16 protein-coding genes are annotated in these 16,812 nt (G+C 53.3%); 8 read left to right on the forward strand and 8 right to left on the reverse strand.

Features of this window, described 5'->3' with window-relative positions; all coding sequences use genetic code 11:
* Positions 1–52 precede the first annotated feature (52 nt).
* Positions 53–835, reverse strand: a complete 783-nt coding sequence (locus FH871_RS12235) for a phytanoyl-CoA dioxygenase family protein (protein ID WP_138991715.1) — start codon at positions 833–835, stop codon at positions 53–55.
* 285 nt (positions 836–1,120) lie between these two features.
* Here FH871_RS12235 and FH871_RS12240 point away from each other — a divergent pair, with 285 nt between their 5' ends.
* From FH871_RS12240 to FH871_RS12255, 4 genes are all read left to right on the forward strand, one after another.
* The gene (locus FH871_RS12240) at positions 1,121–2,194 is read left to right on the forward strand and encodes an endonuclease/exonuclease/phosphatase family protein (protein ID WP_138991716.1); all 1,074 of its coding nucleotides are present in this window, start codon (positions 1,121–1,123) and stop codon (positions 2,192–2,194) included.
* Positions 2,195–2,290: 96 nt separating this feature from the next.
* Positions 2,291–3,319: a sensor histidine kinase gene (locus FH871_RS12245; RefSeq protein WP_138991717.1), complete on the forward strand. Its 1,029-nt coding sequence runs from the start codon at positions 2,291–2,293 to the stop codon at positions 3,317–3,319.
* Entirely contained in the window at positions 3,319–4,086 is a 768-nt protein-coding gene (locus FH871_RS12250) for a LytTR family DNA-binding domain-containing protein (protein ID WP_138991718.1), read from the forward strand. The genes FH871_RS12245 and FH871_RS12250 overlap by 1 nt, the downstream gene beginning before the upstream one ends.
* Positions 4,087–4,249: 163 nt before the next feature.
* Positions 4,250–4,627, forward strand: coding sequence for a hypothetical protein (locus FH871_RS12255; RefSeq protein ID WP_138991719.1), 378 nt, complete (start codon positions 4,250–4,252; stop codon positions 4,625–4,627).
* Between the two features lie 73 nt (positions 4,628–4,700).
* Here FH871_RS12255 and FH871_RS12260 read toward each other — a convergent pair whose 3' ends face one another.
* On the reverse strand, positions 4,701–5,501 hold the full coding sequence (locus FH871_RS12260) for a carboxypeptidase-like regulatory domain-containing protein (protein WP_138991720.1): 801 nt from the start codon (positions 5,499–5,501) through the stop codon (positions 4,701–4,703).
* Positions 5,502–5,739: 238 nt separating this feature from the next.
* Here FH871_RS12260 and FH871_RS12265 point away from each other — a divergent pair, with 238 nt between their 5' ends.
* Positions 5,740–6,969, forward strand: coding sequence for a DUF4374 domain-containing protein (locus tag FH871_RS12265; protein WP_138991721.1), 1,230 nt, complete (start codon positions 5,740–5,742; stop codon positions 6,967–6,969).
* A 144-nt stretch (positions 6,970–7,113) separates the two neighbouring features.
* Here FH871_RS12265 and FH871_RS12270 read toward each other — a convergent pair whose 3' ends face one another.
* A complete protein-coding gene (locus tag FH871_RS12270) occupies positions 7,114–7,905 on the reverse strand; it encodes a hypothetical protein (protein WP_138991722.1) in 792 nt (263 codons plus the stop codon).
* 67 nt (positions 7,906–7,972) lie between these two features.
* Complete coding sequence (locus FH871_RS12275) at positions 7,973–8,491, reverse strand: thioredoxin family protein (RefSeq protein ID WP_138991723.1); 519 nt, start codon at positions 8,489–8,491, stop codon at positions 7,973–7,975.
* A 134-nt stretch (positions 8,492–8,625) separates the two neighbouring features.
* On the opposite strand from FH871_RS12275, the gene FH871_RS12280 reads away from it, so the two are divergent.
* Positions 8,626–9,570, forward strand: coding sequence for a YihY/virulence factor BrkB family protein (locus FH871_RS12280; protein ID WP_229317245.1), 945 nt, complete (start codon positions 8,626–8,628; stop codon positions 9,568–9,570).
* A 7-nt stretch (positions 9,571–9,577) separates the two neighbouring features.
* Here the strand turns inward: FH871_RS12280 and FH871_RS12285 are convergent, their stop codons facing one another.
* The 4 genes from FH871_RS12285 to FH871_RS12300 all read right to left on the reverse strand — a co-directional run bounded on the left by FH871_RS12285 (position 9,578) and on the right by FH871_RS12300 (position 13,910).
* Positions 9,578–10,660, reverse strand: a complete 1,083-nt coding sequence (locus FH871_RS12285; protein ID WP_138991724.1) for a Gfo/Idh/MocA family protein — start codon at positions 10,658–10,660, stop codon at positions 9,578–9,580.
* Between the two features lie 54 nt (positions 10,661–10,714).
* On the reverse strand, positions 10,715–11,368 hold the full coding sequence (locus FH871_RS12290) for a hypothetical protein (RefSeq protein WP_138991725.1): 654 nt from the start codon (positions 11,366–11,368) through the stop codon (positions 10,715–10,717).
* Positions 11,369–11,389: 21 nt separating this feature from the next.
* Positions 11,390–11,710 (reverse strand): DUF4377 domain-containing protein, encoded by a 321-nt coding sequence (locus FH871_RS12295; RefSeq protein WP_138991726.1) that lies wholly within the window; start codon positions 11,708–11,710, stop codon positions 11,390–11,392.
* Positions 11,711–11,792: 82 nt separating this feature from the next.
* Entirely contained in the window at positions 11,793–13,910 is a 2,118-nt protein-coding gene (locus FH871_RS12300; RefSeq protein ID WP_138991727.1) for a prolyl oligopeptidase family serine peptidase, read from the reverse strand.
* Between the two features lie 205 nt (positions 13,911–14,115).
* On the opposite strand from FH871_RS12300, the gene tkt reads away from it, so the two are divergent.
* Positions 14,116–16,128, forward strand: a complete 2,013-nt coding sequence (gene tkt / locus FH871_RS12305) for a transketolase (RefSeq protein WP_138991728.1) — start codon at positions 14,116–14,118, stop codon at positions 16,126–16,128.
* Positions 16,129–16,250: 122 nt separating this feature from the next.
* On the forward strand, positions 16,251–16,697 hold the full coding sequence (locus tag FH871_RS12310; RefSeq protein ID WP_138991729.1) for an RpiB/LacA/LacB family sugar-phosphate isomerase: 447 nt from the start codon (positions 16,251–16,253) through the stop codon (positions 16,695–16,697).
* Positions 16,698–16,812: the final 115 nt, after the last annotated feature.

The raw sequence follows: 16,812 nt of genomic DNA on the forward strand, positions 1-16,812 counted from the left end.
GTGGATACGCCATGCACTTTTACATTCGACATTCATCATTTTTCATTTGAAATTACAAAATCAAAGCCAGCCGAATGGCTTCTTCCACCGGATAATACGCCCCTTTCACTCCTTCAATCTGCAATTCTTGCCGGAGCAGAAGTGGCGGTTGGGCTAAAAAACGGGGTTCCCGGCCGTGGTGGGGCTGAGCGGCATGGGCCAGAAAAGGGTGGCAGAGATACACCGTCCCGGCTTTTCCAGTGGCCAACACTGCGTTTCGTTGCGGTAATTCCGCCAGCTTTCCGGCCAGTTCCGGAAACGATAGCCCGGCTTCGCCCGCCGGTTTGAGCAGGCGGGCGACATCCTGGTGGGAGCCGACGCGGATGCGGGTCGGCGCATCGCGTTCGCTGACATCCGAAAAAAGAAAGAGCATCAGCAGCCCCCGGCCTTTTGACCGGACGTTTACCCGCCACGTCCAGTAGTCTGTTGGATCGTCGCCCGGAAAACTAGCGTCGACGTGCCAGCCGGTATCGCCGGGGTCGGTATCCGATGGGAAACGAACCGGAAACGTACCCATGCTTCGGCAGGGAAGCCAGCGGCCCGGACCGACGAGTTCATCGAAAGCCTGGTGGAGAATGGGCGAATTAGCCGCCTGGACGAACGGTTCCTGGGAATACATGCCCAGCCGGATAACCGGTTGGGTCCAGGTTGCCGGATTGTCCGGGTCAGCGTTCAGGTCTTTCCAGAGAATATTTCGGGTCTGTCGGGCGGTTTCGGAGGAGAAGGCCTGGTTGATGCGAATAAATCCATCCTGGATAAATTGTTCGCGTTGTTCCTGATTGAAAAGAACAGACATCGGTAGAAAGCTGTGCCGGAGCCAGCCAGGTTTTTTGTGAAGACAAGAAGACAATATGAAAACAGGCCTAAAAAAGGCCCAAGGTCGGAGCGACCGCAGGAGGGAAGATTAAAGCATTGGTGCCATTCTCATGCTGCAAACCTATCGCAAAAGCGTGTTATTTACAAGCCTGAGAGCCAGAAAATAGCTTAGGGCCGATCTTGCCGGTTCTTAAAAATATATTTCAGGATTAAACCTCTAACTTGCTTTCCGGTTTTACGATACGAATGACCCACTGAACCTGAAATGAGCACGATAGACACTTTTCTGATTGGATACGCATTTGTCATAACCACCATTTCGTTCATACACCTGATTCGGGTCGATGCCTGGTGGATTCGGATCTGGGATTTTCCCCACCTGCAACTTACGGTGCTGGCAGCCATTGGCCTGCTGGGGTGGGTAACCCTGAGTCGGAATACGGAGTGGCCGATGTTACTGGGCGTGACGGGTTTACTGGCGGCTTTGGTCTACGAAGGCTGGCTGATCTACCCCTTTACGCAATTGCACCGGAAGCAGGTGAAGTATTTCGGAAAACCGTCTGAAGACCGTTCGGAAGACCGCAACACCATCCGGATCCTGAATGCCAACGTGTTCATGGACAATACCAAATGCCCTGACGTGTTGAAACTGGTGGAAAAATACAAACCGGATGTGGTCATGATTCTGGAAGCAAATCAGCGGTGGAAAACTGAACTGGAACCGCTGGATGCAAAGTTTCCGCACCGGATTCTGCATCCGCTCGAAAACACCTACGGCCTGTTGTTTTACTCCCGGTTTACCATTCAGCACCACGAAGTGCGGTTTCTGATTCAGGATGATATTCCGTCGATTTACGCCCAGCTTGTACTGGATTCGGGACAGGTGATTCATTTTTACGGGATTCACCCGATGCCGCCCAGCCCCACGGAACACTACCGCTCGACGGAGCGGGATGCGGAGTTGCTGGTGGTGGGCAAGGAGGTGCGGGGGCGGGAGGAGCCCATCATCGTCGCCGGGGATTTGAACGATGTGGCCTGGTCGCACTCGACGCGGCTTTTTCAGCGCGTCAGTGGCCTGCTCGACCCGCGCATCGGCCGTGGACTCTACAATACCTTCCACGCCAACTATTTCTTTTTGCGGTGGCCGCTCGATCATATTTTTGTGTCTCACCATTTCAAACTGCGGTTGATTCGCCGACTGCCGAACTGCGGATCCGACCATTTTCCGATCCTGATTTCGCTGACTTATGTCCCCGACGCGGTGCCGAAAGAAGTGCCGACGCCCGAAAAAGATGACATGATGGAGGCCGCTGAAATCATTGACAAGGCAACGGAATAAGAAATTGAGGGCGGTTTTTGGAGGATTGACCGTCGAATTTTCCGGTTTCAGTTCGATTCGTACCCGATTCGTCCCCGAAGGCGTCATCTTTGCAGCATGAATGCGCGCTTTTCTTTTCGGCAAATCTCCGGGATCGCATCGGTAATCGTGGCGGTTCTGGTGAACCTGCCGCTGATCCGGCTGGCGAACCCAACCCAACTGGCGGTTATTCCCGGTTTGCCGGACACGGTTTTTCTCGTTGTTCGGGTGCTGTTCCACATCGCGTTCACCTTTTTCTTCATTGAACTAAACCGGTATGTGCTGATTCGGAAACGCTATGAACCCTGGCTCAACCTCGCAGGCTGGTACGGTATCAACTTTCTGCTGTTTCTGGCAATCAACGCGCTCTTCGTGGCGCTGGTTTTGCCGTGGTACCCCGAGCGACCGATTCTCGTGTTTGTCACCACCTATTTTCGCGGTTTTTTCGTGTGGGGAACGGCCTTGCTGGTGGCAAATTTCCTGACGGTTCTGCAACAAAACCGCAGCATGCAAACCGAAAACGAGCGGCTGAAACGGGAAAGTTTGCAAGCCCAGCTCGACGGTCTGCGCGCCCAGCTCAATCCTCATTTTCTGTTCAATTCCCTCAATGCCCTCAGTTCGCTAATTCGGGAAGGGAGTGCCAACACGCAGCTTTATCTGTCCAAACTGTCGCAGGTGTTGCGGTATTCGCTCCAGGTTCAAAACCGGCAACTGGTTCCGTTTGCGGAAGAGATGCAGTTTACGGTGGCTTATTCATTCCTGCTGACGATGCGATTTGGCAATAACTTGCAAATACACAACGAGTTGCCTGCCGAAGCGCCCTGGCTGATTCCGCCCATGTCTTTGCAGCTTCTGATCGAAAATAGCGTTAAACATAACGTTATTTCTAACGTCAAACCGCTGACAATTCGGCTCTCGATCGATCCGTCGGGCGCGTTCATCCGGGTCAGCAATGGCTACCAGCCTAAACCCGAACCCGCCGATGGAACCGGAACCGGCCTGCCCAATCTGGAAAACCGCTACCGGCTGCTGACCGGGAAGACCATTCAGATTGTTCGAACCGAGCGCGAGTTCAATGTTGATTTACCTTTAATTCCGGCTGTCTGATGCGCGTTATACTGATCGAAGATGAAGTGCTGGCGGCAACGCACCTGACCGCCTTGCTGCGGGAGATCGAACCTTCCCTGACGGTTCTGGCGGTCATCGATAGTGTGGCCGAAGGCCGGGAGCGGTGGGAGACCCTGCCAACTCCTGACCTCATTTTCTCGGACATTCAACTGGCCGATGGGCTGTCGTTTTCGCTGCTGGAACAGGTTCGGGTGCCGTGTCCGATCATTTTTACGACCGCTTTCGACGAATATGCCATCCGGGCTTTCAAGCTCAACAGCATCGATTACCTGCTGAAACCCATTGAACGGGAGGCATTGGAAGCCAGTCTGCTGAAATACCGTTCGCTGACCCGCCCGGCCACCGACGATCTGGTGCGACAGATGCAGGAAATGCTCAGTGGCCGGGTGTTTCTCCCCAAAACCTACCGAAACAGCTTTCTCATTCAGTTTCGGGACAAACTGCTGCCGGTCAAGGTGAGCGACATCGCCTATTTTGACATTGAAGGGGGTGTGGTTTCCGCAACGCTGTTTACCAAAATCCGCTATCCCATCGATCAGAAGCTGGACGATCTGGAAATCCAGCTGGACCCGCAGCAGTTTTTTCGTGCCAATCGCCAGTTTATTGTCTCCCGGAAAAGCATTCAGGAAGCGGAGCTGTATTTTAACGGCCGGTTGCAATTGCAACTTCAGCCCCTGCCGGGCGGATCGGTGGTGATCAGCAAAGACCGCGCGCCCCAGTTCAAAAAATGGATGGAGGAGTTCTGAGCTTTCACCCGGAGTCCTGGCGCTTTGAGGGCCGAATTGATCGGCTTCACGGCGGTTTTCCTGAATTCGGACTATCCGCAGGCTACGTTTGTAGCGTCTTCGCGGTCGCGCAGACCATTCAACCAAAAGCCAACCCAATAAAATGAAACGCGTATCGAAAAGTATGAAAACCAACCTGTCAAAAGCCGTCTGTTTCGTTGCCCTTCTCCTGCTTTCAACCTCATCGTTTGCCCAGCGGGCAGAATTGGGAACACCCGAAGAACGCGCCACCCGAATGACGGCGCGGATGAAAGAAAAGCTGAATCTGTCCGCTGACCAGGAAACTCCGGTGGCGGCTATCAACCTGAAATATGCCAAACAAAACCAGGCGTTGATAGAAACCAGTGGTCGAAACCTCCGCACGGCGCGGCAGGTTCAGGCCGTGATGAAAAAGAAAGACGAGGAGCTGAAAAAGATTCTGAATGCCGATCAATACCAACAGTATCAGGCCATTAAAGAAGAAATGAGAGCCGAACTCAAAGAACGCCGGAAGCAGAAGTAAGAAGGCCCGCATCGCTTTAGGGACGTGTCGCCGAATGATTAAGCCGTTAGCGACACGTCCCTAAAGCGATCCATTACCGCCGATTCGTGTAGCCAATTCCCAGTGTATTGGAGCGGGTGGCCGAATCGGTACCTAAAAAATCGAGTGTAACCGACGGTTTGTAGACCAGATCATCCCCCCAGGCATCGGTCACCAGCAAAGTTTCTCCCGTGGGTTTATACACCGCCGAAATCTCATAGCGGCCCATCGGAATGTCCTTCAGAAAGTCGTGGGTGCGTTTGGCAACCCGGAGTTTGAGCGTTTTACCGGTCGATCCGTCGATGAGTGCGCCGACGGGTTTGAAGGTAAACTCAATATTTTCGGTATCTGGCAGGTCGGTAACATTGGGATCGCGAAACAATTCTGCTGTTCCGCCATAATACAGATCCAGACTCAGATCCGGAACGTGGCCGGTCAGTTTCCACTGAAAATGGCGAACCGGTTTTTCATTTTCCGAAAAGCTGTCCGGGTTTTCGGGATCGAGCAGGATTTTGTAGACCCGGTTATTGTATTGTTTCAGAATATATCCTTTGGCTACCCACTGCCCCAGGTCTTTCACCAGTTGAATCTGGTATGACCCATCACTGCTACTGGCCGCTTCAGCCCCGCGCCCTTTGATAACCATATTGTCGATGTATACCGTGGCACGGGGCAACGGTTTTCCCTGCGGATCGGTCACCTTTCCGGTAACGTAACCCGCTTTTCCACCGGTTTTGCTGGGTGAGCCGGGTTTCGGTTCGGTCGAATGGGTTTTGCAGGCCGTCAGAAACGTGAGGCTTCCGGCCAGAAGAAGGGCTGCGCGGGTCCATCCGCGCAGAATTTGTGGTGTGTTCATTGTCGTGTTGTTGTTTGGTTTCGATAAACAAAACTAACTGATCCCGCCCGCCCGTTTCAACCCGTTCCGGTATGGATGGCAACAACCTCTGATTGAATTGTGCAATCGAACACCTGATTTGTAAAAAGGGAAACCGGTTGAACCCAGGGGCTGATAGAACATAGGCGCTGTTGCAGGAGTAAAATCCTGGATTTTGCCCATAATTATCAGTAAATTGTAGCCATTATCATGCATCGTTATGTACAACAAAACCATCCTGATGCTGGTGGCTGTAGGCTGCTGGCTGTCGCTGAGTTCGTGTAGCAAGGACCCTGACCCGGTTGATCCACCGGCGGTTACCGGCGGGTATGTCGTCGCCATCCGGGATGTAGGAGCCAGTCAATCAACGGATTATCTGTTACAAACCACGTCGATCACCAGCGGCACGCTGTCGGTGGCCGGTCAGGGAATTGCGCAAACGGGAAACCGGACGTACGTGCAGGCCGGCAAAACGGTCTTCAGCATCGGTGGGAGCGGGGCTAACCAGGGCACGCCCTCGGCAGTAGGTTATGTGCTCGACGCATCGAACAAACTGGTTCAGAAGGGAAGTTTTACCTTTGAAAAATACTTCGATGTGCCGACGGTCATTGATGACAATACGCTCGGCGGCATTCAGATTCCCCGGACGGCAGCCGATAACCGGAGCGCCACATTTTACACGGCGACGGTTGCCACGCCAACGCTCACGGGTCAGGTGAAAAATTCGCTGGCTCCCCTGTTCAGGGATGACCTGGTGTGGCCGTCGGGTATGCGGGTTCGCGACGGAAAAGCGTATGTGTCGTATTACCTCCAAAACCGGACTACGTTGCAGACCGCTTTCACCGACACGGCGTATGTGGCCATCTACACCTATCCGGCTTTTACGCTGGAGAAAGTCATCAAGGATGTTCGTACGGGACCGGCGGGTTCGTCCAACAGCAGCAATGGCTTGATCAAAACCGAAAACGGCGATATATACACCGTGGCTTCGTCGGCGTATACGTTTTCACAACGGACCAAGCCGGCTGGTTTTCTGCGGATTAAAAACGGAGAGACGGTTTTCGACCCCACGTATTTTTTCAACCTGGATGAGATTTCGAACAACCGGAAAATCTACTACTGCCAGTATCTGGGCAACGGACTGGTGCTGGCCGAAATGGGCCGTTTTCCAACCGTCAACGGGCAATGGGCCTACGAAGATGTCAACCTGAGCGTGGTCATCATCGACCTGAATGCCAAAACCGTGAAAGAAGTGTCGGGCGGCATACCGGCCCATGCCGGACAAGGGGGCATCACGATGTCGTTGCCGGTTGAAAACGGAAAAACTTACCTGCCTGTAACGAGCTACACCGAGGGGACCTACATCTGGGAAATCGACATTGCCACCGCCACCGCCAAACCCGGCGCCCGGGTAAACGCCAAATATGTGACGGGGATTTTTAAGCTGTAATGCGGTTTTTAATATCGAATAATGAATATAGAATAACGAATTTCGAACAACGGTTATTGAAAGAAGAGTCCGGATGGCCTTCGTTATTCGTTATTCGTTATTCGTTATTCGATATTCAACATTCATTGTTCGGTGTTGAGATTATTATTTCACCTCCGAAACAACCACAAAATTATCGTTTCGGGTAATTCCATACAGAATCAGTTTGGACTTCACGCTGCGGTCGATGGCGAAGGCCTGTCCTTCACTGATGGTCGGAATGGTTTTTACGTGTTGCAGGGTAGAGCCACGGTCAGGGCGTTTCAGGACATACAGTTCCGGTTTGTCGTGACCGGTGCAGTAAATAAAACCATCTTTTCCCCAGGTGCCGCCAGACGTACTTTTGGGGGCGAAAGCCTGCAAAACCGTTGCCGGAAATTGCCAGGATTCCAGCCGCTCCCAGTTGGCGTTGAACTTCACCAGCATCGTCCAGCGGTTGTCGCGCCCTTCGGCCGAGGCTTTGTCGGAGTAGTTGGCAAAGGCGACCCACCAGTAGCCCTGGTAAAAGTCGGCCCAGGTGGCCGAGCCGGGGAGCAACCCGAAGCTGTGATTACCGATGTGCTGCATCGTTTCGGTATCGAAAATTTCGATGGAACTCACCATGGGCACTTCCGGGTAATTGGAATGAACACAGTAGAGTTTCCGGTTGAGGACCACACCGCTGTTCAGGTGTTTCAATAAACCCGTCGTGTCCCGCCAGGCGGCCACCTGTTTACCGTCCGTTTTCGTATGTTTGGTGAGAGAGGTGTTGTTGATGACGTAAAAGTGAGCAGCATCGACGGCAACGCCCTGTTTCACTTCCTTCAACTGAAACCGCTGGATTTCGTGGGCTTTTTGGGCAAAAACCGGGGTGCTGTTGAGAAAAATGGGGACCAATAGGAGGACCAAAGACCGCATGGAAGCAAAATGTAGTTACAGGTGGTAGGAATGTGAAACCGCAGGGAACCCGGTACGCTTCGTTTTTTTACTTACTTTTTTTCGGGAGATACGATTTCGGATCCAGGGCTTTCGGCGACCAGCTCTGCAAAAAATCTGCTACCAGTTTCGGACTGTGGCCTTTTCCCTCTTCCAGATAGGCCGAGTTCTGAGTATGTAGCCGGTTCCCTTTTTCATCCAGCACCACAAAAACCGGAAAGCCAAACCGTTGCGGATAGCCCAGTCGTGCCAGGGTTTCCTCGTTTTTGTTCTCCGGGCTGTAGTTCACGCGCAGAACAACATAATTGTCGGTCAATATGCGGTTGAGAGTCGTATCGGTCGTAGTCAGGGTATGGAACCGGAGGCACCACACACACCAGTTGCCCCCGAGTTGCAGCAAAACGTGTTTGCCTTCTTTTTGCGCCTGGGCAACCGCCCGTTGGATGTCCTGCTGCGCATTGGCAGTCGGGTCATAAATTTTTGGCGTGTCGGCTTTGGTGGTCGACTGTGAATAAACGGCAGAAAATGCCCCGAAAAACAGAGCAAAGGCGAGTAGCAGGGTTTTCATCGAAATCAGCTAGTTGATCGAAAAAGCAAAGATAAACGCTATTCAGGTAGCGTGGGGTATCAAAAGAGTAGAGAAACGTCTAAACTATGTGCCTGAACGCAGGGTTAGTGAAGGGTATTGTTACCTGACCAACCGTGAAAAAAGCCATTCCTGTTTTTCAATTAGCATTTCGGGCTTTTTCGGATCTGAAAACGAATGACCCCATTCGCATGGCGGCAGCAACAGCTTTTTTCAGTCTGTTTGCGTTACCGCCCATCGTCATTATCCTGAGTCAGTTGTATGAAGAGTTGTTCAATGAACATGGCCAACGCGTGAACCACCTGCTGATCCGTAAACTGGCTGAACTGGTTGGTTACCAGAGTGCCCGTCAATTGCAGGATATTTCCCGGCATCTGCAACAGGAGCGCTCCAATCCGTTCTTAACCGGCCTAAGCATTGTGCTTTTGCTGGGTGCTTCCACCACCCTGTTTGCCATCATCAAGAATTCATTGAATCAGCTTTGGAGGGTGAAGACCGTCGCTAAAAGACAGGTTTGGCACCTGTTGGTCGATCGGGTCGTTGCATTGGGCATCATCCTGTTTTCCGGTTTTTTATTCACGGTTTCGCTGGCTGTTCGCCGGACATTTCTACCCTTGAAAGATAGCCTGGAACAGCGCGCGATGTATGATTGGTCGACGGAAGTCGGTCAGCATCTTCTGTCGATTTTGATGCTGACCGTCTGGTTTGCCGTTATTTTTAAGTATTTGCCCGATATCCGCATCCGGTGGCCGGCGGTTTGGGTGGGTGCTTTGGTGACGGGCATTCTGGTCGAAGCCGGAGAGCAGGTGCTGGACCGGTTTTTAATTACCAGTTCGGTTCGTTCCCTGTTTGGTGCTTCAGGGTCGATTATGCTGATTCTCCTGTTCGTTTTCTACTCCTCACTGATTTTTTATTACGGTGCGAGTTTTACCCGTCACTTTGCCCAATGGATTCATCTGGAAGCCGAACCCGGCGCCCATGCCGTCGCGTATCAGATTACAGAAGTGGACAGCCCGAATGCTGCTGGTCAAGATCTGCAATCGCCGGGCGACCCCACTTGACCAGCATTTACAACATCACCGGCTGGCCGGTCCGTACGGATTCATCGCAGGCAAAGGCAATGCGCAGGCTGTTGACGGCGTCCTGCAAGTGATCCGTCAGGTCGATGTTTTCCCGAATGGCTTTCAGAAAATACCGTTGCTCGCGGTTGCAAAGCTCCTGGTGATCCGGCTCGTCCTGCATGTCGATCCAGGTGTCTTCCTGTACAAACTGGTCGTTTTGGTCGAGGGGCGCGTGGTGAACCCGGAGTGATTCGGTTTTGGTGTGCGAATCCACGTTGTCCGATTTGCCGGCGGCTCCGGCATTTTTCGCCACAATGGAAACGCAGCCTTTCGGCCCGATCACGTCTTTGACAAAAAAGGCGGTTTCGCTCATCATTGGTCCCCAACCGGCTTCATACCAGCCCACCGACCCATCCTCAAACCGGATCTGCAACTGGCCGTAGTTGTAGTTGCCCGCCGGAATTTCTTCCGTCAGCCGCGCACCGATGGCGTTCACCTGCGTCGGTTTCGAGCGGGTCATCTGGCACATCACGTCGATGTAATGGACGCCACAATCGACAATCGGGCTGAGGCTTTTCATCAGATTCCGGTGAACGGTCCACATGCCGCCGTGGCTTTGCTGGTTCAGGTTCATGCGCATCACGAGCGGTTTGCCCATTTCGTGTGCAATTTCGATGAACTTCTCCCAGGAAGGGTGCTGGCGCAGGATGTAGCCGACGACGACTTTCTTGCCGGCTTTTTCGGCGGCAGCCACCACGCGCTCGGACCCTTCGACGGTATCGGCGAGCGGTTTTTCGATAAACACATGACAGCCGTGTTCAAGTGCCTGAATAGCAAAGGCTTCGTGGGTGTCGGGATAGGTCGAAATACAAACAGCATCGGGTTTGGTTTCGGCGAGGGCCGTGGCCAGATCGGTGAACAAGGCGTAGCCACCGCCGAGACGTTCATTGAGAACTTCCTTGCTTTTGCCGGTGGAAACGATGCCGCAGATTTCAAAACCGTCGTTCGTTGAATACGCTATGGCGTGCGAGGAACCCATGTTGCCGCAGCCGACAACGAGCACCCGCACGGGGGAATTTGGAGTTGACATGGAATAATTGAATTAAGAACGGCAAGTTGGGAAGGGATGATGAATAAAAAAAATCTATAACTGCCCCAGCCGATAATTCAAACCGACAATCCCCTGCAAACCGGGAAAGGAGTTTTTCCAGTCGGTGAGTCCGATCCCCGGCTGGTGCGACATGAAATTGTCGAACAGGAAATAGTCTGTTCGCTTTTGCAAGGCAATGAATTTCTGAACGCCCAGATCCAGATTCCAGCGGGACGAAAACCGGATGTTCAAGGCCGCCGTCAGGCCCATTCCCAGCACAAAACCGCTGGCAGTTTGGGGGCGATAAATGGAGGTGCCTCCGGGAAACGACTCGATGGTACCTACCTGCCGGTATTGCGAACCAATCAGATTGACACCGATCGGCAGGCCCACTTTGGTCGAACGACCGGTTCGGCGCACCACATCAAAACGGGAACCTACTTTGAAAAACGCCCCCGATGTTTTCAGGTTATCGACTCCGCAATCGCAGGCATACCCGGAACGAAAACCACCGAACGAATTCTGGTAGGTGTACCCGGCATGGAACGTCAGCGCCCACTGATTCAGATTCGGACTCCAGGCCGAGGTTAGTTCCAGTGAGCGGCCCGGCAACGTGGCGAAATTGGTGCCTATCTGTCCCTGCCAGTGTTGGGCCTGGGTCGTGTAAAAACAAAAAAACAATAGACCGGCCAGGGTAAAGGTTTTCATGGGCGAAGCGGTTTTGCTGGGTTAGGGTTTGATTTTTTCAATCACATTGACCAACGTATACCGGATACTGGAACCATCGGCCGGGGGATTTTTGATTTTCTCCCGCTTCACGGTCAGTTTATACTCGAACCCTTCTTCGTAAGCAAAACCTTCAATACCCGCGTAATGATACGTCCAGTTCGGCGCATCGTTAATTTTGACCAACAGGCATTTCATGGGGCCAACACCCGTGCAATCCTGGTAATGGTCGGCCACCTGCATCGTAATCAGATCGGGTTTGAGGTCACTTTTGTCACAACCGGAAAACAGAACCATCAGTAACAGTAAAAAGAAGCGATTCATGGGAAACAGGCATTTGGTTGATAAGGACATGCTGTAGTGACCAGTTTGTACCGCGATGCGTTGTAAACCGATGAAGAAAAAATCACTTTTCTGTTTTGAGCAATTTGCGTTTGAAAAAATCTGCCGTGGCCTGTCCCACTTTCAGCGCATTGGCGTGCCGCATCCAGTGGTGCGTATCGTCCACAATGATTATCGTCTCCATCGGGACGCCCTTCGCTTCCAGCCGACGGACCAGATCGGTACTCTGGCTGATCCGGACGTTGCGGTCGTCGTCGCCGTGGATGATCAGCACGGGCGAGGTCCAGGTGTTCACCACCGAAATCGGCGATGATTCAAACGCTACCTTTGCGGCCAGTTGGGCATCCGGAATCTGCTCGATCTGGTGGGAAACCTGTTCGGTTCGCTCGTTGGTCATGTCGTGGACGCCGTGAATATCGACCCCGGCGGCAAACAATCTGGAGTCGTGACCCAGTGCCAGGGCCGTCAAATATCCGCCGTAGGAACCGCCATACACCCCAATCCGGCTGGCGTCGATCTGGGGCTGCTTCGCCAGCCATTCCCCGGCCGCCCGGATATCCTGGTACTCGGCCGCGCCATTTTTGCCGCCCCTGGCGGGTTGGTGAAACGCGTAACCGTAGCCAATGCCGAGCCGGTAATTGACCGACAAAACCGCAAACCCGAGGCTTGTCAGATACTGGTTCCAGGCATAGGCATTGGAATAATAATCGGAGTAGTTCCAGCCCAGTTGCATCTGTCGCATGGGGCCGCCGTGTATATAAATAATCGCCGGTTTTTTGGCAGGCCCGCCCGCCGGTTCAAAAAGCTGGGCGTGAACCGTGACACCGTCGGCAGCTTTGAAAACGACCTGTTTCGGCGTCACCAACTGGCTGGTTGGAAAATTGGCGGGAATCAGATTTTGGGCGAGCAGCCGGGGCGTTCCTTTCGTAAAAGGTATGACGGCGGGCAGCGGAGGACGCTGGGCCGTGGCACTGATCAAGGCGATCGTCGCTCCGTCGCCCGTCACAACCGGCGTCCATTCCAGTCCGGCTCCGGGGGTCAGCACTTCCACGGCGGCTTTGTCGACCGGAACCCGAACCACGTGTCGCCGGTCGATGTCCTGTTTGTCGGGGCCAGTGTTACCGCTAAAAACCAGCCACTTGCGGTCGGGGCTTAGTTGAATGTGCTCGGCCATAAAACCGCCCGGCGTCAGCAGCAGGGGAGAGCCGCCCGTAGCGGGCATCGAATACAGGTGGGGCCAGCCGTCCTGGTACGAAAGGAATACAATTCGGTTGTTGGCGGCCCAGTGCAGGTTGGTGCCGCCGTGGGTGGGTGGCAACGACCCCGCCAGTGTTTTGGGAGCCTGCCAGAGCGGTTGAGCTTTTCCAGTGGCGACATCTGCCGTCCAGATTCCCCAGGGCTGGTGTTTTCGAGTCAGCAGGGAATCGGGTGCGCCCCCTGCACCGGGGGTTCGGACGAAGGCAATTTGGGTGCCGTCGGGCGACCAGCGGGGGGAACGATCCCGCGAAAAGGAGGGAGCGAGCCAGTGGATGGGCGTTTCGGAATTGGTGAAAACCCCGACGAAAGCATGATCACCCCGGTTACAGACGAAAGCCAGGCGCGACCCATCGGGCGACCATTGAATCGACCCATTTTCGCCCCGGGCCGTGAAGAGATTCCTGGCGGGTGATGATCCGTCGATGGGGGCCGTCCAGACCTGATGGCCTTTGATAAAAGCAATTTGATCATTTTTGGGCGAAATCAGTGGTTCATCCCCTTCCGACAATGACTTCGGTTCGCCACCCGCAAAGGGAAGGCTCCAGATCTGAACCTTGATAGGGTTGGGCGAGGACGATGTATTGACCGGCAACGCTTCATCCCAGTTGGAACCGTGATCGCCACCGCGCACGTAGACGACCCATTTTCCGTCGGCAGAGATGGCCAGACTGGTGATTTCCTGTCCGTCGTCTTCGGTATAGTTCGTGAGTTTTCGGGGCGCAAAATCCGGGCCTTCGGCGACGTAAACATTCCGTCGCCCCTGTTCATTGAACACCCAGGCCAGCCGCGACCCCTGAGCCGAACTGGTGAGGTCGGAGGGAAAAGGATAACTTCTAACGGTTTCTAACGGGAATGATTGCGCCTGTGTGACAATAGGAAGTACTAGAAGAAGGCTGGCTACAAAGCGAATGAAGGCTGTTTTCATATGCTCGAAAATACAATGAAAAGCGTTATTTCGCGGAGTTGAGCGGAGAAAAAGGAAATTAAGTGGAGAAATAATTGAAAAAAAACTCCGCTTAACTTCCCTTTTCTCCGCTCAACTCCGCGAAATAACCCGTCCGAAACGAACAAACCCTTTTGGCAGGGGGTTAACTAAGTCAACGTTACGTGTAGTATTATCCCCCTTTTCGATGAAAACCCCAACCCAATCCATTGAACAGCTAGGCATCAATACCGTCCGGATTCTGGCCGCCGATGCCGTGCAGAAAGCCAATTCCGGCCATCCCGGTTTGCCAATGGGAGCCGCGCCGATGGGCCATATTCTTTGGACAGAAGCCATGAACTACAATCCGAAAAATCCGGATTGGCCCAACCGCGACCGGTTTATTCTGTCGGCGGGGCACGGCTGTATGTTGCAGTATTGTTACCTGTACCTGACCGGTTATGAGCTGAGTATGAATGATCTGAAGGCGTTTCGCCAGTTGGATAGCCAGACGCCCGGCCACCCGGAATACGGTTTGTCGAAAGGCATTGAAATAACGACCGGGCCGCTGGGGCAGGGGTTTGCCAACGGCGTCGGGTTTGCCATCGGGCAATATCACCTGGCCGCTCGCTACAACAAACCGGATTTTCCGCTTTTTGACTATAAAATCTACGCCATTTGCAGCGATGGCGACATGATGGAAGGCATTACGGCCGAAGCGGCTTCGCTGGCGGGGCACCTGCAACTCGGCAACCTGATTTATTTTTACGACGACAACCACATTTCCATCGAAGGCAGCACCGATCTGACGTTTACGGAAGACGTTGCCCAGCGGTTTCTGTCGTACGGATGGCACGTGCAGGTCGTCCCCGATGGCAATGATCTGGAAGCCTTGTATCAGGCCGTGAAAGCCGCACAGGGAGAAACCAAACGGCCTTCGCTGATCAAAGTGCGGACGCACATTGGCTACGGTAGTCCGAATAAAGAAGACACCGCAGAAGCGCATGGTTCACCGTTGGGTGCCGATGAAATCAAGCTGGTGAAGGAAAAATTCGGATTCGATCCCGAAAAATCGTTTGTCGTGCCGGAAGACGTGCTGCAGTATTACCGGGGAATCGGGAAAGAGCGCGCGAAGAAAGAGGACAAATGGAACGATCTTTACAAGGCCTACAAAGCAAAATACCCCGAACTGGCGGAGGAGTATGAGCTGGTGAGCAACGGCCAATTGCCGAAAGGCTGGGAGAAAAAGATCCCGGTTTTTGCTGCCGGTGATGAGAAAATTGCGACCCGGAAAGCCTCCGGAAAAGTGCTGAATGCCATTGCCGACGCATTGCCGCACCTGATTGGCGGTTCGGCCGATCTGTCGCCGTCGACGGATACGGATCTGAAAAATTACCAGTCCTTTTCGGTAGAAAACCGGGATGGCCGCATTTTCCATTTTGGGATTCGTGAACACGCAATGGGAGCGATCCTGAACGGACTGGCGGTGACGAAAGGGATTATTCCGTACGGCGCGACGTTTCTGGTCTTTTCGGATTACATGCGGCCCCCGATTCGGTTGGCGGCCATCATGAAAATCCGCCCGATTTTTATCTTTACGCACGACAGCATCGGTTTGGGCGAAGACGGAACGACACACCAGCCCATTGAGCAGTTGATGGCACTCCGGGCCATGCCCAATGTGGTGGTGATTCGCCCGGCGGATGCCAACGAAACGGCCCAGGCCTGGCGCGTGGCCATTCAGCATCCCGGCGGGCCCGTTGTGATTGTGCTGACCCGTCAGGGATTGCCGGTCATCGATCAGGAAAAATACACTCCGGCGACGGAACTGGAAAAAGGCGCTTACATTTTGTCGGATTCCGAAAAAGAGCCGGATGTGATTCTGATGGGCACCGGTTCGGAAGTTTCGTTGTTGTTTCAGGCACAGGAAGCATTGAAAAAAGAAGCCATTTCGGCCCGGGTCGTGAGCATGCCATCGTTTGAACTGTTCGACCGGCAGAGCGCGGCTTACAAGGAAAAAGTATTCCCGAAAGCCCTGAAAAAACGGCTGGCGGTGGAAGCTGGTGCCGAAATGGGCTGGTATAAATACGTCACCGACGAAGGCGATATTCTGGGCATGACCACCTTCGGCGAATCCGCCCCGGCGGAAGAATTGTTCAAAAAGTTTGGCTTCACGGTGACGAATGTGGTGAAGCGGGCGAAGGCGTTGCTGGATCGTTAAACTTCAATGTTCGTTATTCAACATTCATTATTCGTTATTTAGTTAATACGTTCATTGTTAGAACTTTAATATCGAATACTGAATAACGAAGACCGAATAACGAAGTACTAAAAATAAAAAAAATGAAAATAGGCATTGCCGCTGATCATGGCGGTTTCGAACTGAAGGAAACGCTGAAAGCATTTCTGATCAATCTGGGCTACCAAGTCGTTGATTTTGGTGCGTACCGGCTGGATTCTTTGGACGATTATCCCGATTTGATCATTCCGCTGGCGCAGGCGGTTTCCAGCCGCGATGTAGAGCGGGGCGTGGCGGTCTGCGGGAGTGGCGTAGGCGCAGCCATCGTCGCCAACAAGATCCCCGGCGTGCGGGCCGCGTTGATCAACGACCATTTTTCGGCGCACCAGGGTGTGGAAGACGATGATATGAACTTAATTTGCCTCGGCGGACGTATTACTGGAAACCGGGTCGCCGAAGAATTTGTCCAGGCGTTCCTGGAAGCAAAGTTCAGCGGTGCCGAACGACACCTGCGGAGATTGAAGAAAGTGATTGAACTGGAAAAGAAGTAGGTTTTCGGTTTTCAGTATTCGGTTTACGGTGGCTGACGCACACTCACTAACGCGTCAGCCACCGTAAACCGAATACTGAAAACCGAAAACTAAAGTCCCAAAACAACCATAAACT

This window comes from Larkinella sp. C7, from assembly GCF_006149005.1.
In the GTDB taxonomy this organism is placed as follows: domain Bacteria; phylum Bacteroidota; class Bacteroidia; order Cytophagales; family Spirosomataceae; genus Larkinella.

Coding starts and splice junctions, on each gene's coding strand:
- FH871_RS12235 (WP_138991715.1), bottom strand. CDS start 835: ATGTCTGTTCTTTTCAATCAGGAACAACGCGAACAATTTATCCAGGAT.
- FH871_RS12240 (WP_138991716.1), top strand. CDS start 1,121: ATGAGCACGATAGACACTTTTCTGATTGGATACGCATTTGTCATAACC.
- FH871_RS12245 (WP_138991717.1), top strand. CDS start 2,291: ATGAATGCGCGCTTTTCTTTTCGGCAAATCTCCGGGATCGCATCGGTA.
- FH871_RS12250 (WP_138991718.1), top strand. CDS start 3,319: ATGCGCGTTATACTGATCGAAGATGAAGTGCTGGCGGCAACGCACCTG.
- FH871_RS12255 (WP_138991719.1), top strand. CDS start 4,250: ATGAAAACCAACCTGTCAAAAGCCGTCTGTTTCGTTGCCCTTCTCCTG.
- FH871_RS12260 (WP_138991720.1), bottom strand. CDS start 5,501: ATGAACACACCACAAATTCTGCGCGGATGGACCCGCGCAGCCCTTCTT.
- FH871_RS12265 (WP_138991721.1), top strand. CDS start 5,740: ATGTACAACAAAACCATCCTGATGCTGGTGGCTGTAGGCTGCTGGCTG.
- FH871_RS12270 (WP_138991722.1), bottom strand. CDS start 7,905: ATGCGGTCTTTGGTCCTCCTATTGGTCCCCATTTTTCTCAACAGCACC.
- FH871_RS12275 (WP_138991723.1), bottom strand. CDS start 8,491: ATGAAAACCCTGCTACTCGCCTTTGCTCTGTTTTTCGGGGCATTTTCT.
- FH871_RS12285 (WP_138991724.1), bottom strand. CDS start 10,660: ATGTCAACTCCAAATTCCCCCGTGCGGGTGCTCGTTGTCGGCTGCGGC.
- FH871_RS12290 (WP_138991725.1), bottom strand. CDS start 11,368: ATGAAAACCTTTACCCTGGCCGGTCTATTGTTTTTTTGTTTTTACACG.
- FH871_RS12295 (WP_138991726.1), bottom strand. CDS start 11,710: ATGAATCGCTTCTTTTTACTGTTACTGATGGTTCTGTTTTCCGGTTGT.
- FH871_RS12300 (WP_138991727.1), bottom strand. CDS start 13,910: ATGAAAACAGCCTTCATTCGCTTTGTAGCCAGCCTTCTTCTAGTACTT.
- tkt (WP_138991728.1), top strand. CDS start 14,116: ATGAAAACCCCAACCCAATCCATTGAACAGCTAGGCATCAATACCGTC.
- FH871_RS12310 (WP_138991729.1), top strand. CDS start 16,251: ATGAAAATAGGCATTGCCGCTGATCATGGCGGTTTCGAACTGAAGGAA.